The organism is Kitasatospora sp. NPDC002040, from assembly GCF_040296785.1.
Classification (GTDB): Bacteria; Actinomycetota; Actinomycetes; order Streptomycetales; family Streptomycetaceae; genus Kitasatospora.
Window position 1 is genome coordinate 143,793 of the sequence record NZ_JBEOXV010000016.1, and the last position, 13,413, is coordinate 157,205.

The following is a 13,413-nucleotide window of genomic DNA, read 5'->3' on the forward strand; positions in this document are numbered from 1 at the left end:
AGCGGCGGCCTTCGCGCCGCCCACCACTGCCCCGGTCATGCTAGCCGCACCCCCTCGCCCGCCACGTCGCTCCCGGCGATCGGCAGCGCGACAGTGCCGAAGCCCACAGCGGCGCCGGAGCACCACGTCACCATTCGGTCACTGTTCGCAACGATGCGCGACCTTACCCCGTTCCCGCGCGAACCCGCCAGTGCAGCGGGAGAGCGCACCCCCGGCGACTACCTGCCCTTGGCGGCTGGCAGCCAGTGGCGCATCACCGCCAACAGGTGATCGGTCTCCACCGGCTTGGTGACGTGGTCGGTCGCGCCGGCCTCCAGGCTCTTCTCCTTGTCGCCCTTCATCGCCTTGGCGGTGAGCGCGATGATCGGCAGCCCGGCGTACTGCGGCATCCGCCGGATCGCCTCGGTGGTCGCGTAGCCGTCCATCTCCGGCATCATGATGTCCATCAGCACCAGGGCCACGTCCTCGTGCTGCTCCAGCACCTCGATGCCCTCGCGCCCGTTCTCGGCGTAGAGCACGGTCAGGCCGTACTGCTCCAGCACGCTGGTGAGCGCGAAGACGTTGCGGATGTCGTCGTCGACGATCAGCACCTGCTCCCCGTCGAACCGGCCCTGGAACTGGGCGGGCACGGTGCCGGCCAGCTCCTGACGGGGCGTCGGGGCGGACTCCTCGGCGGCGGCGCGGCGGCGTTCGGCCGCGCCCCGGCGGCGTACCTCGGCCAGCTCCCGCACCTCCTGGGCCCAGTGCTCGGCCGGGTTCTCGCCGATCGGGACGGGCGTGCCGACCGGGGTGACCGCGATGGTGGCGCGGACCGCGGGCAGCAGCAGCCGGTCCTGGCCGGGGGCGTCCGGGGCCTCGCTGCGCAGCGGCAGGTAGAGGGTGAAGGCGGAGCCCTCGCCGAGCTCGCTCTCGGCGTGGATCTCGCCGCCGAGCAGGCGGGCGATCTCACGGCTGATCGACAGCCCCAGGCCGGTGCCGCCGTACTTGCGGCTGGTGCCGCCGTCGGCCTGCTTGAACGCCTCGAAGATCTCCCGCAGCTTGTTGCCGGGGATGCCGATCCCGGTGTCGGAGACCGAGAAGGCGATCAGCGGCTCGTCCGGGTCGGCGATCGCGCCGTTCTCCAGCAGCTGTTCCCGGACGTGCTGCGGGACGGCACCGTCGGCGCGGCGGATCCGCAGCTCGACCGCGCCGCTGTCGGTGAACTTGACCGCGTTGGAGAGCAGGTTGCGCAGCACCTGCTGGAGCCGCTGCTCGTCGGTGTGCAGGGTGACCGGGAGGTCGGGCGAGACCACCACCGCGAAGTCCAGGTTCTTGTCCGCGGTGAGCGGGCGGAACGCCGCCTCGACGTAGTCGACCAGCTGGACCAGGGCGATCTTGGCCGGGCGGACGTCCATCTTGCCCGCCTCGACCTTGGACAGGTCGAGGATGTCGTTGATCAGCTGGAGCAGGTCGGAGCCCGCGCCGTGGATGGTCTCGGCGAACTCGACCTGCTTGGAGGAGAGGTTGCCCTCGTTGTTGTCGGAGAGCAGCTTGGCCAGGATCAGCAGCGAGTTGAGCGGGGTGCGTAGCTCGTGCGACATGTTGGCGAGGAACTCGCTCTTGTAGCGCGAGGCGAGCGCGAGCTGCTCGGCGCGCTCCTCCAGGATCTGCCGGGCCTCCTCGATCTCGCTGTTCTTGATCTCGATGTCCCGGTTCTGCTGGGCGAGTTGCTCGGCCTTCTCCTGGAGCTCCTCGTTGGTGCGCTCCAGCTCCTCCTGGCGGGCCTCCAACTCGGCCGACCGCATCGAGAGTTCGGCGGTGAGCCGCTGGGACTCCAGCAGCAGGCCCTCGGTCTTGGTGTTGACGCTGATGGTGTTGACGGTGACGCCGATCAGGTCGGCGATCTGGTTCAGGAAGTCGATCGCGACGGTGGTGAAGGAGGAGAAGGTGGCCAGCTCGATCACACCGAGCAGCCGCCCCTCGAACAGCACCGGCAGCACCACCACGTGGGCCGGGCTGGCCTCGCCCAGGCCGGAGGCGATCTTCAGGTAGCCGGGCGGGGTCTCCTTGAGCATGATCGAGCGCTTCTCAACCGCCGCCTGGCCGACCAGGCCCTCGCCCGGGCGGAAGGTGGTCGGCATCGAGCGGCGCTGGTAGCCGTAGCTGCCGATCAGGCGCAGCACGGTGTCGTTCTCGTCGTCGTCCTCGGTGATCAGCTCGGCGGTCCGGCCGGCCGGCTGGGCCAGGAAGAAGGCGCCGTGCTGGGCCGAGACCACCGGGGTGAGCTCGGTCATGATCAGGGCGGCGACCGCCTCCAGGTCGCGGCGGCCCTGGAGCAGGCCGGAGATCCGGGCCAGGTTGGTCTTGAGCCAGTCCTGTTCCTGGTTGGTCCTGGTGGTCTCGCGCAGGTTGGCGATCATCTGGTTGATGTTGTCCTTGAGCTCGTCGAGCTCTCCGGACGCGTCCACGTCGATCCGCAGGCTGAGGTCGCCCCGGGTCACGGCGGTGGCGACCTGGGCGATCGCGCGGACCTGGCGGGTCAGGTTGTCGGCGAGTTCGTTCACCGAGACGGTCAGGTCCTGCCAGGTGCCGTCCACGCCGGGCACCCGGGCCTGGCCGCCGAGGCGGCCGTCGGTGCCGACCTCGCGGGCGACCCGGGTGACCTCGTCGGCGAAGGCGCCGAGCTGGTCCACCATGATGTTGATGCTGGTCTTGAGCTCCAGGATCTCGCCGCGTGCGTCCACGTCGATCTTCTGCGACAGGTCGCCCCTGGCGACCGCCGTGATGACCAGGGCGATGTTGCGGACCTGCCCGGTCAGGTTGTTGGCCATCTGGTTGACGTTGTCGGTCAGGTCCTTCCAGATGCCCGCGACCCCGGGTACGCCGGCCTGGCCGCCCAGGATGCCGTCGGTGCCCACCTCGCGCGCCACTCGGGTCACTTCGACCGCGAAGGCGCTCAGCTGGTCCACCATCGTGTTCAAGGTGCCGGCCAGGGCGGCGACTTCGCCCTGCGCCTCGATGGTGATCTTCTTCGACAGGTCGCCGCGCGCCACCGCGGTGGCGACCTCGGCGATGTTGCGGACCTGCGAAGTCAGGTTGGAGGCCATGAAGTTGACGTTGTCGGTCAGGTCCCGCCAGATGCCGGACACGCCGCTGACCCTGGCCTGGCCGCCCAGGATGCCCTCGGTACCGACCTCGCGGGCCACCCGGGTCACCTCGTCCGCGAAGGCGGAGAGCTGGTCGACCATGGTGTTGACGGTGAGCACCAGCTCGCGGATCTCGCCGCGGGCGTCGACGGTGATCTTCTTGGAGACGTCGCCGCGCGCCACCGCGGTGGTCACCTCGGCGATGTTGCGGACCTGGCTGGTCAGGTTGTTGGCCATCAGGTTGACGCTGTTGGTCAGGTCCTTCCAGGTGCCGGAGACCCCCGGCACGCTGGCCTGCCCGCCGAGGATGCCCTCGGTGCCGACGTCCCGGGCGACCCGGGTCACCTCGTCGGCGAAGGCCCCGAGCTGGTCGACCATCGTGTTGATGGTGTTCTTCAGCTCCAGGATCTCGCCGCGCGCGTCGACCTTGATCTTCTGCGACAGGTCGCCCTTGGCGACGGCGGTGGTGACCTGGGCGATGTTCCGCACCTGGCTGGTGAGGTTGTTGGCCATCGAGTTGACGTTCTCGGTCAGGTCCTTCCAGACCCCGGCCACGCCGGGCACCTGCGCCTGGCCGCCGAGGATGCCCTCGGTGCCCACCGCGCGGGCCACCCGGGTGACCTGCTCGGCGAAGCCGGAGAGCTGGTCCACCATCGTGTTGATGGTGTTCTTCAACTCCAGGATCTCGCCCCGGGCGTCGACCTCGATCTTGCGCGAGAGGTCGCCCTTGGCCACCGCCGTGGTCACCTCGGCGATGTTGCGCACCTGGGCGGTCAGGTTGTTGGCCATGAAGTTGACCGAGTCGGTCAGGTCGCGCCAGACCCCGGCCACGCCCGGCACCTGGGCCTGGCCGCCCAGCCGGCCCTCGGTACCCACCTCGCGGGCCACCCGGGTCACCTGGACGGAGAAGCCGTTGAGCTGGTCCACCATCGTGTTGACGGTGTTCTTCAGCTCCAGCATCTCGCCGGCCACGTCCACCGTGACCTTGTGCGAGAGGTCACCCTTGGCCACCGCCGTGGTCACCTCGGCGATGTTGCGCACCTGGGCGGTGAGCCGGCCGGCCATGGTGTTGACCGAGTCGGCCAGGTCCTTCCAACTGCCGGTCGCGCCGCGCACCCTGGCCTGACCGCCGAGCTTGCCCTCGGTACCCACCTCGATGGCGACCCGGGTCACCTCGTCGGTGAACTCGGAGAGCTGGTCGACCAGGCCGTTCACCGTCCGGCCGACCTTGAGGAACTCGCCGCGCAGCGGGTGGCTGGCCCCGTTGGTGTGGACCGAGCGCAGCTCCATCCGCTGGTCCAGGTCGCCCTCGGAGATCGAGGTGAGCACCCGGCCGACCTCGGCCATCGGGCGGGCCAGGTCGTCGATCAGCGCGTTGCAGTTGTCGACCGCCGCCATCCAGGCGCCCTCGCCGACCCCGCTCTCCAGCCGCTCGGACAGCCGGCCCTCCCGGCCCACCGCCCGCCGGACCCGGGCCAGCTCACCGGTCAGGTGCTGGTTCCGCTCGGCCACCTCGTTGAAGACCGCCGCGATCTCGGCCAGCGGCCCGTCGCCGGGCACCGTCAGCCGCCGCCGGAAGTTGCCGTCCCGCATCGCGGTCAGCGCACCGAGCAGCTTGCGCAGGTCCGCGGGCTCGGCCCCCCGGTTGTGGTTCGGGCGCCGCCCCGAGGCGGCCCGCACCGTCGGACGGCCGCCCGGGCGGGCGGTCGTCGGGGTGGTGCCGGGTACGTCCTTGGTGGCCGAACTCAACGAGGCCCTCCCACATTGTGACCGTCTCCACGCCACCCCCTTCGGGATGACCACCGACCCGCCGCACTCGGGGCGGACGCCGGCGCACCTCGACCGTAACCCTTCGGCCGGGTGCTGCGGACCCCCCAGTCTGGCAGTACCGTCGTCGAGTGTCCGTCCCGTTGCACACGGTCTGCACCCGCTGCGCGCAAACCGGCCGGTCAAAATCACCCGGAGGTGCCGGATTCCGCTCCCGTGGCCCACGGAGGTGCCGCTGGAAAGTAGGGTGGGACGCTGCACCGACCCGAGGACGCCCGACGACCGGGCAGGCAGGCCGGGCCGGAGCACTCGGACCTGATGGGAGAAGTGGCACGTGGTCACCGTCACCGCGCGCGCAGCGGCCACCTTCGAACCGGTCGGCCGGTCCGCGGCAGCGGCCCGCGGCTTCGTCCGCGACGCCCTGCTCGGCTGGGGCCTGCCCGAGGTGGTCGACGACGCCGTGGTGCTGGTCAGCGAGCTGGTGACGAACGCGGTGGTGCACGCCGGGACGGCCGCCGAGGTGGGCTGCCTGCGCGAGGAGACCACGATCCGGATCGAGGTGACGGACCGCCACCCCGAGCGCGGCCTCCCCTCCTTCGCCAACGTCCCCGCCCAGGGCTCCGAGCGCTACGGCGACCCGGACGGCGAGGGCGGCCGCGGCCTGCTGATGTGCTCGGCCATCTCCAGCTGCTGGGGCGTCGAGTACTCCGCCGGACAGAAGACGGTCTGGTTCCGCCTCGCCCTCCCCGAGCACATCATCGGCACCCGGTACGCGCTGCCCGCCCTGCCCGGCGGTGAACTCCCCGGCGCCGACGGCCCGGTGCTGGTCGCCGTGGTCCAGGTCGACGAGCAGGGCCTGGTCCGGTCCTGGAACCCGGACGCCGAAGTGCTGTTCCAGCTCCCCGCCGAGCAGGCGCTCGACCGCCCCTGGTCCTCGTACGTGCACTGGCCCGCGAACGGCCCCGCCCTGCCGGAGACGCTCCGGCTGGCCCGCTGGGAGGGCGGCTTCTCGATCCGGCCCGGCGGCGCCGACGGCCCGGAGGCCGAGGTGTACGCCGTCCAGGTCCGGGTCCGGGACACCCACGGCGTCCCGTCCACGCTCTGCCTGCTGGTGCGCGAGACCGACCGGGCGGTGCTGCGCTCCCCCGCCACCGGCTCGGACGCCCCGGTCGGCATCGAGCCGCTGGACCTGCTGGTCGGCCACATCGCTCCGGACGACCTGGGCGGGCTGCTGCAGCGGATCGTCGAGCGGGCCCGCGACCTGCTGGACGCCGACGCCGCGTACCTGCTGCTGACCACCGACGACGAGACCGAGTTCGAGCTCCGCGCCGCCACCGGCCTGCCCGGGGCGGGCCGTCGGCACGCCCCGATCCCGGTCGACTCCGGGGCCGGGCGGTACGACTCGGCCCGGCTGCCCGCCGTGCACGAGGACCTCGCGGTGCGGCCCAACGTCGCACCGCTGCTGGCCGGTTCGGGGCTGCGCTCGCTGATCACCGTCCCGCTCAAGGTGGACGGCCGGCTCACCGGCTCGCTCGGGGTGGCCGCCGCCGCACCGGGCCGGTACGACAACGAGGACGCGCTGCGGCTGCAGTTCGCCGCCGACCGGGTCGCGCTGGCGCTGGAGAGCGCCCGGCTGACCGAGCTGGAGCGGCTGCGGCGCGGCTCGCTCTCCTTCCTGGTGGAGGCCTCCGACCTGCTCGCGGGCACCCTCGAACACGGCCAGACCCTGGCCCTGATGGCGCAGATGGCGGTGCCCACGCTGGCCACCTGGTGCGCCGTCTACACCACCCACGACTCCGGCGCCGACCTGGCCTTCGTCCTGCACCAGGACGAGGACCGGATCGACCAGCTGCGGGCACTGCTCGACAAGACCCCGGCCCCCGAGGCCAGCCCCGACAACGGGGTCCGGTTCTGGAACGCCCCGGTCGAGACCGCCCGGCAGGGCGGGCAGGCCGACAGCCCCGGGCTGACCGGGCTGCTCGGCGAGACCGTGGTGCTCCCGCTGGCCGCCAGGAACCGGGTGATCGGCCTGCTGGTGCTCGGGGTCTCGACCGGCCAGCGGTTCCGCCAGGAGATGCTCGAACTGGCCCAGGACCTGTCCCGCCGGGCCGCCCTGGCACTGGACAACTCGCGGCTCTACTCCGAGCGCACCGCCACCAGCCAGGCATTCCAACGCGCTCTGCTGCCACCGGAGTTGCCCAAGATCCCGGGCGTCGAGGTGGAGGTCTTCTACCAGGCCGCGGGCGAGGGCAACGAGGTCGGCGGCGACTTCTACGACATCTTCCCGATCCGCGAGGGCACCTACGGCTTCGCCATCGGCGACGTCTGCGGCACCGGCCCCGAGGCCGCCGCGGTCACCGGCCTGGCCCGGCACGCGCTGCGCCTGCTGGCGCGGGAGGGCCTGGACGGCCCGCAGCTGCTCGGGCGGCTCAACACCGCGATCCTCGACGAGGGCAGCCGCAGCCGCTTCCTCACCCTGCTCTACGGCGAGTTGACGCCCCGGGCGGACGGCAGCACCGAGCTCTCGCTGGTCTGCGCCGGGCACCCGCTGCCGCTGCGCCTCACCGTGGACGGCCGGGTCGACGCCGCCGCCACCCCGCAGCCGCTGCTCGGCGTGATGGACGAACTCGATCTGGTGGCCGAGCAGTTCGTCCTGCACCCCGGCGAGGTCCTGCTCTGCGTCACCGACGGCGTCACCGAACGCCGGGAGGGGCAGCGGATGCTGGGCGACGACGGCCTGGCCGCCGTCCTCAGCGGCTGTACCGGGCTGACCGCCGGCGCGGTCGCCGCCCGGGTGCAGCGGGCGGTCGAACGCTTCGCCCCCGAGCCGCCGTCGGACGACATGGCCATCCTCACCCTGCGCATTCCCGAGCAGCGCACGGGCTGACTCGCGCACCGGCCGCCCCCAGGCGTGCAGTAGTCGCCCCACAGTGGTCGCCGGACATCTGACGACCCGACAAATTGTGGGATTCACAAGGGTACAAGCCCGCTCGGGCCGGGTACACCGATCTCACCGGGGAACACCCCGGAGGGGACTCGACCGACAGCTCCGACCTGCCGGTTCATCACTCAGCCGCAGCCGCCCGCACCGTGGGACCGTCCCTGGTTCCGTGCGCCCACGGCCGGCCCGCGCACCCACTTCACGCACGCTCCTGCCGCGTCTGCGGCGCCCAGAGTGAAAGGAGCCTCCGGTGAGCAACGAAGCTTCCGGGGCGAACGCCCGATCCGCCGATGCCGGTAACCTCGGCTACCTGGCCCTCGGTCTGACCCTTCTCGCGTACGGCATCCTCGGCACCGGGATCTTCTCCGGCACCGGCCTCAAGGACGCCGCCTCAGTCGCCCACCTGGTCGGCGGGCTGACCCTGTTCGTCGCCGGCCTCTGGCAGCTGCGCAGCGGCGACGGCTTCACCGGCACCGCCTTCACCGGCCTCGGCGCCTTCTGGGCGACCTGGTCGACAGCGGGTGGCGCGGGCAAGAACGCCGCCGCACTGTTCCTGCTGCTCTGGGCCCTGCTCGCGCTGACCCTGACGCTGGCCGGCTGGAAGGCCGGCCTGATCGGCCGCCTCATCTACGGCCTGTTCACCCTCTCGCTGGTGCTCAGCGCGCTCGGCGTGCTGAACAGCAGCGGGGGCCTGGGCAAGGCGGGCGCCTGGCTGGCCGCCGTCGCCGGTCTGGCCGCCTGGTACTCCGCCACCGCCTCGCTCACCGAGAGCGGCTGGGGCCGGGCCCTCCTGCCGACCAAGTGAGGCTCGCCGCAGGGTAGTTCAACTCACCGCAGCACCGCAGCCGGGCCGCCCGCCCCACCGGGCGGCCCGGCTGCGGCCTTGTCCGGGGCCGTCCGGTCGCTTCGACTCGGCCGGTCCCGTGCGGTTCAGGGGAGCACCACCGCGCCGAGCGGCAGCCGGCCCGCCGCCAGCTTCCTGGCCTGGCCCGTGGCCAGGTCGACCACCGTGAGCCCGTCCCAGCCGCCCGGGCGGCTGAACCCCCCGGTGACGTACGCCGTCCGGCCGTCCCGGGAGACCGCGACGTCCTCGTGCGGGCCGTCCAGCGGAATCAGCCGCTCGGCGCCGCCGGGGCTGCGGACCGTCAGCGACGGCCCGTGGTCCTCGGCCCCGATCGGGCCGGTGCCGACCACCAGCAGGGTGCCGTCCGGGGTGAGCGCGGTGCCGTGCTGATGGGTGTCGGCGGTCATCCGCTCGACCGTCACCGCGCCCGTGGCCGGGTCGAGCACCGCCAGCCGCTCCCCCTCGAAGGGCAGCAACAGCCGTCCGTCCGAACGGACTTCGGCGTAGTGCGGCTTGAGCCAGGAGCCCAGCCCGCCCTCCGTCCCGTACGGCGCCACCTCCATCCGGCGCGGGTGCAGACCGTCCGTGCCGACGGCCGTCACGTCGAAGGAGTCGTGCCCGACCGCATAGACCTCCCGGCCGTCCGGGGAGACCAGCACGTCGAACGGGCGCCGCCCGACCGGCACCACGTCGGTCACCTGCTGCCCGGCCGTGTCGATCACCTCCAGCACGCCCGAGCGACCGGGCACGTTCACCCCGACGTACACCCGCCGCCCGTCCGGCGAGAGCGCGATGCCCATGCCGCCGCCCCGGTACTCGCCCGTGGTGGCCGGCCCGGTCGCGGTCCGGTACGGCACCAGCGCCAGCAGCCGCCGCTCCCGGGTGTCCACCACCGCCACACCCTCGGCCGCCGCCACCCAGGCCCGGCCGTCCGGACCGAGCGCGACGCCCCACGGCGCGGTGCCGACCCGCACCGAGCCGGTCGGGCCGGTCGCCGGGTCGACGAAGGTCACACTGTCGCCGCCGAAGTCGGCCACCAGCAGGCTCCCGGGCCGGGGCGCTCCGCCCGCCGGGTCCGTCGGTTGCTGCTGCTCCGTCTGCTGCTGCGACTGCTGCTGGACCGGTCGCGGTTCCTCGGCCACCGGGGCCGGACCCCCGCAGGCGGCCAGCACCGCCAGCGCCGCGAGCCCGACCGCAAGCCTGCGCCCGCCCATCTCCGTACCGCCTTCCGTCGCCCTACCGCCATCCTCCGGCGGACGGCGCCCGGGCCCGGACCGCGATCGGCCGACAGCCGGGTCATCCGATCGGCTGTTGCGCCAGTCGGAATACCGGATTCCACTCCGGCACAATCGGGAGATGCGCTTCGTACCGTTGCTGCCCTCCGACCGCCCGGCCACCCCCGTACCCGGGCGGTGGCTGCTGGAGGCGGCGGTCGGCGGCGTGGTGCTGCTGATCACCTTCACGGTGCTGCGCAGTGTCGGGCTCTCCGGCACCCTCGACCGGGAGGCCCTGCTGGTGCTGGGCGCCCTGGCACTCGCCATCAGCCTGACCCGGCACCGCTACCCCAACGCCGCCCTGCTCGGCCTGGCCGCCCTGGTCGGCGTCCTGCCCAGCGCGGCCATGCTCACCGCCATCGTCAGCTACACCGCCTCCCGCCGGGTCGGGCACCCCTGGCGCCGCGACCTGGTCCTGGTCAGCGCCGCCGTGCTCCCGCTCGTGGTCAGCGAGATCCGGCTGGACTACTGGCAGGGCGGACGCTGGCAGTACGCACTCGCCCAGGGCGGGGTGCTCGCGGTCGTGGCGATTCTGATCCCCGGTCTGGTCGGCACCGCCGCCGGCCAGCAGGACCAGCTGGTCGGCGCCCTGCGGGAGCGGACCGCCGCCGCCGAACGGGCCAAGCGCTCCGCCGAGAGCGAGTCGCGGATCCACGAGCGCTCCCGGATCGCCGCCGAGATGCACGACCTGGTCGGCCACCGGCTCAGCCTGATCTCCCTGCACGCCGGCGGCCTCGAACTCGCCCTCGACCGGCAGGCCCCCCAACTGAGCGGTGAGGCCGAACAGCTCCGGCAGGCCAGCCGCGACGCGATGGACGAGCTGCGCCAGGTGCTCGGCGTACTCGGCCCGCTCGGCCGTGACACCGGGACGGACGCGCTGACCGACGCCACCGGGACCAGGGCCGACATCCTCGCCCTGGTCGAGGAGTCCCGCGCGGCCGGCATCCCGGTCTCCTTCGACTGGCAGGGCGAGGACCTGACCGATGTCAGGCCCCAGGTCCGACGAGCCGTCAACCGGGTGGTCCGCGAGGCCCTCACCAACGTGCACCGGTACGCGGTCGGCGCGACCGTCGAGGTGACGGTCGCGCAGCTGCCCGGCAGCGTCGAGGTCCTGGTGGTCAACGGCCCACCGCCTGTACCGCCCACGGTCACCACCGGCCTCGGCAGCGGACGCGGCCTCGACGGCCTGCGCGAACGCGTCGCCGTCCTGGGCGGCCGGCTCACCGTCGGCCCCGTCCCGGGCGGCGACTTCGAGGTCCGCGCGATCCTCCCCACCGACCCGGCCGCTCCCGGCGCCCGCGCCGAACAGGCCGCCGGGGACGGACCCGCCCTGCCGCCCCTCCTGCCCGAGCCCGGCGGCCGGGTCCGCCGCCAACTCGCCAGCACGGTGTCGGCCGCGCTCGCCCTGGCCGGGCTCGGGGTGATGCTGCTGTTCGGCCTCGGCCTGGTCCAGCAGACCCGCCCGTACGACGGCCCCCCACCGGTCAGCGCCGTGCACACCGGGATGAGCCGGAATCAGGTCGTCTCGGTGGTCGGCCCGGACAGCGCGCCCGTCCGCTCGGCCGCCGCCGGCCGCGAACCGGCCCGCCCGGCGAGGACCACCGAGTGCGTGTACCCGTACACCGGCTGGACCACGGAGAACGACCGGCTGCACATCACCCGATACTGTTTCACTGACGACGTTTTGACCGAAATCTCCCACTTCACCACCCCGATGGCGCCCTGAAGACCACCGATCCGAGCCACTTTCCGACCGGGAGCTGCGCATGACCGACGACAGCGGTGAGCGGACCACACCGATCCGGGTACTCCTGGCCGACGACGAGCCCGGCATCCGGGCCGGCCTGCGCCTGGTGCTCCAGCATGCCGAGGACATCCAGGTGGTGGCCGAGGCCGCCAACGGCGCCGAAGCGGTGGCCGAGGCGGCGCGCGCGCCGATCGACGTGGCCCTGGTCGACATCCGGATGCCCGTCCTGGACGGCCTCGCCGCGATCGACCAGCTGGTCCGGCTCGACCCCAGGCCCGCGGTCGTCATGCTCACCACCTTCGGCGAGGAGGAGAACGTCACCCGCGCCCTCCGCGCCGGAGCCAGCGGCTTCCTGCTCAAGGACGACGGCCCGCACGAGCTCATCAGCGCCGTCCGCGCCGCAGCTGCCGGAGACGCCGTCCTCTCCCCCGGCGTCACCGGACTGGTCGTCAAGCGCATGCTCGAAGGTGACCCCGTCGGCACCACCGACCCGGCCACCGAGGCCGCCGACCGCATCGCCGCGCTCGCCCCACCCGAGCGCGAGGCCCTGGCCCTGCTCGGCGCCGGCATGCCCAACCTGGAGATCGCCCTCCGCCTCGGCATCAGCCCCGACAGCGTGAAGACGGTCATCGACACCATCCTCGACCGCACCGGCGCCGACACCCGCGTCCAGGCCGCCCTGCTCGCCACCCGGGCCGGCCTCACCCCCGAGAGCGCGTAGGAGCGCCGGTCTCAGCTCGCCACACGGTCCCGCTGCTGCACAGCGCCCGCGTCGGCGTGCGGACCGCTGCCGCCGCGCCAGCCGGAGGCTGCGTGCTGGACCAGGTAGACGATCAGCAGCAGGGCGACCGCCACCAGGCCGTCGGCCCAGAAGTGGTTGGCCGTCACCACCACGACGTAGACGGTGACCACCGGGTGGAGCACGGCCAGCCAGCGCCAGGGCCCGGGTGCGATCACGACCACCGCGACGGCCACGATCACGCACCAGGCCACGTGCACCGAGGGCATCGCGGAGAGCTGGTCCGCCACCACCCCGCCGACCGCGCCGCCGTAGACGGACTGCCCGTACTCCGCAGCCACGTCGACGAAGCCGTTCCCCGGCAGCATCCGCGGCGGCGCCACCGGCAGGAACTGGACCAGCAGACACGCCGCCGTGGTCAGCACCACGGTGTTCCGCAGCCAGGCGTACCGCGCCCGGTGCCGGACGAACACCCACACCAGCAGCGCCAGCATCACTCCGAAGTGCATCACCGCGTAGTAGTAGTTGGACGCCGAGATCAGCCACGGATGCTCCCGTGCCGACCGCTGCAGTACCGCCTCGTCCGGCAGCCCCCAGGCCAACTCGGTCCGGTGGATCCAATCCGCCCGGTCGAGCGCGTGATCGGTGCTCATCACCGAGAGATGCCCGACCAACTGCCACAAGGTGAAGAGCGCCAACAGCGTCCCCGCCTCCCGGAAGGCCAGCGCCACTCCGGGCCGCGCCACCCGCTTGGCGGCGTACGCGGCACCGTACAGCGCCACCGCGGCGCCGCCGGCCGTCTGCCAGGTCAGGGTCAGGTTCTGCATTGGCAGAGGGTAACGCAGAAAAGCCCCCCTCCCGAATGGGAGGGGGGCTTTTCTTGAATGATTGTTCGGCGGCGTCCTACTCTCCCACAGGGTCCCCCCTGCAGTACCATCGGCGCTATGAGGCTTAGCTTCCGGGTTCGGAATGTAAC

General features: G+C 72.7%; 7 protein-coding genes and 1 rRNA gene. 4 read left to right on the top strand and 4 right to left on the bottom strand.

Annotation, left to right across the window (positions count from 1 at the left end; genetic code table 11):
- Window positions 1-218: 218 nt before the first annotated feature.
- On the bottom strand, window positions 219-4,718 hold the full coding sequence (locus ABT118_RS27185) for a HAMP domain-containing protein (RefSeq protein ID WP_502884685.1): 4,500 nt from the start codon (window positions 4,716-4,718) through the stop codon (window positions 219-221).
- A 508-nt stretch (window positions 4,719-5,226) separates the two neighbouring features.
- Between ABT118_RS27185 and ABT118_RS27190 the strand changes: the two genes are divergently transcribed.
- Both ABT118_RS27190 and ABT118_RS27195 read left to right on the top strand, forming a co-directional pair.
- Window positions 5,227-7,779: a SpoIIE family protein phosphatase gene (locus tag ABT118_RS27190; protein ID WP_350674333.1), complete on the top strand. Its 2,553-nt coding sequence runs from the start codon at window positions 5,227-5,229 to the stop codon at window positions 7,777-7,779.
- Window positions 7,780-8,083: 304 nt separating this feature from the next.
- Window positions 8,084-8,638, top strand: coding sequence for a GPR1/FUN34/YaaH family transporter (locus ABT118_RS27195; protein WP_350674336.1), 555 nt, complete (start codon window positions 8,084-8,086; stop codon window positions 8,636-8,638).
- A gap of 125 nt (window positions 8,639-8,763) precedes the next feature.
- On the opposite strand, the gene ABT118_RS27200 is transcribed toward ABT118_RS27195, so the two are convergent.
- A complete protein-coding gene (locus ABT118_RS27200) occupies window positions 8,764-9,891 on the bottom strand; it encodes a YncE family protein (RefSeq protein ID WP_350674339.1) in 1,128 nt (375 codons plus the stop codon).
- A gap of 142 nt (window positions 9,892-10,033) precedes the next feature.
- Here ABT118_RS27200 and ABT118_RS27205 point away from each other — a divergent pair, with 142 nt between their 5' ends.
- Together ABT118_RS27205 and ABT118_RS27210 are read left to right on the top strand one after the other, a co-directional pair.
- Window positions 10,034-11,677 carry a sensor histidine kinase gene (locus ABT118_RS27205; protein WP_350674342.1) on the top strand — a complete coding sequence of 548 codons (1,644 nt, stop codon included), beginning with the start codon at window positions 10,034-10,036 and terminating at the stop codon, window positions 11,675-11,677.
- Between the two features lie 40 nt (window positions 11,678-11,717).
- The gene (locus ABT118_RS27210) at window positions 11,718-12,419 is read left to right on the top strand and encodes a response regulator (RefSeq protein ID WP_350674347.1); all 702 of its coding nucleotides are present in this window, start codon (window positions 11,718-11,720) and stop codon (window positions 12,417-12,419) included.
- A gap of 11 nt (window positions 12,420-12,430) precedes the next feature.
- On the opposite strand, the gene ABT118_RS27215 is transcribed toward ABT118_RS27210, so the two are convergent.
- Both ABT118_RS27215 and rrf read right to left on the bottom strand, forming a co-directional pair.
- A complete protein-coding gene (locus tag ABT118_RS27215) occupies window positions 12,431-13,264 on the bottom strand; it encodes a phosphatase PAP2 family protein (RefSeq protein ID WP_350674350.1) in 834 nt (277 codons plus the stop codon).
- A gap of 63 nt (window positions 13,265-13,327) precedes the next feature.
- Window positions 13,328-13,413 (bottom strand): 5S ribosomal RNA (gene rrf / locus ABT118_RS27220); the annotation flags it as partial.

What these genes read in the sequence shown, in the direction of transcription:
- ABT118_RS27215 (WP_350674350.1), bottom strand. Translation starts at nt 13,264, where the DNA reads ATGCAGAACCTGACCCTGACCTGGCAGACGGCCGGCGGCGCCGCGGTG.
- ABT118_RS27205 (WP_350674342.1), top strand. Translation starts at nt 10,034, where the DNA reads ATGCGCTTCGTACCGTTGCTGCCCTCCGACCGCCCGGCCACCCCCGTA.
- ABT118_RS27200 (WP_350674339.1), bottom strand. Translation starts at nt 9,891, where the DNA reads ATGGGCGGGCGCAGGCTTGCGGTCGGGCTCGCGGCGCTGGCGGTGCTG.
- ABT118_RS27210 (WP_350674347.1), top strand. Translation starts at nt 11,718, where the DNA reads ATGACCGACGACAGCGGTGAGCGGACCACACCGATCCGGGTACTCCTG.
- ABT118_RS27185 (WP_502884685.1), bottom strand. Translation starts at nt 4,718, where the DNA reads ATGCGGGACGGCAACTTCCGGCGGCGGCTGACGGTGCCCGGCGACGGG.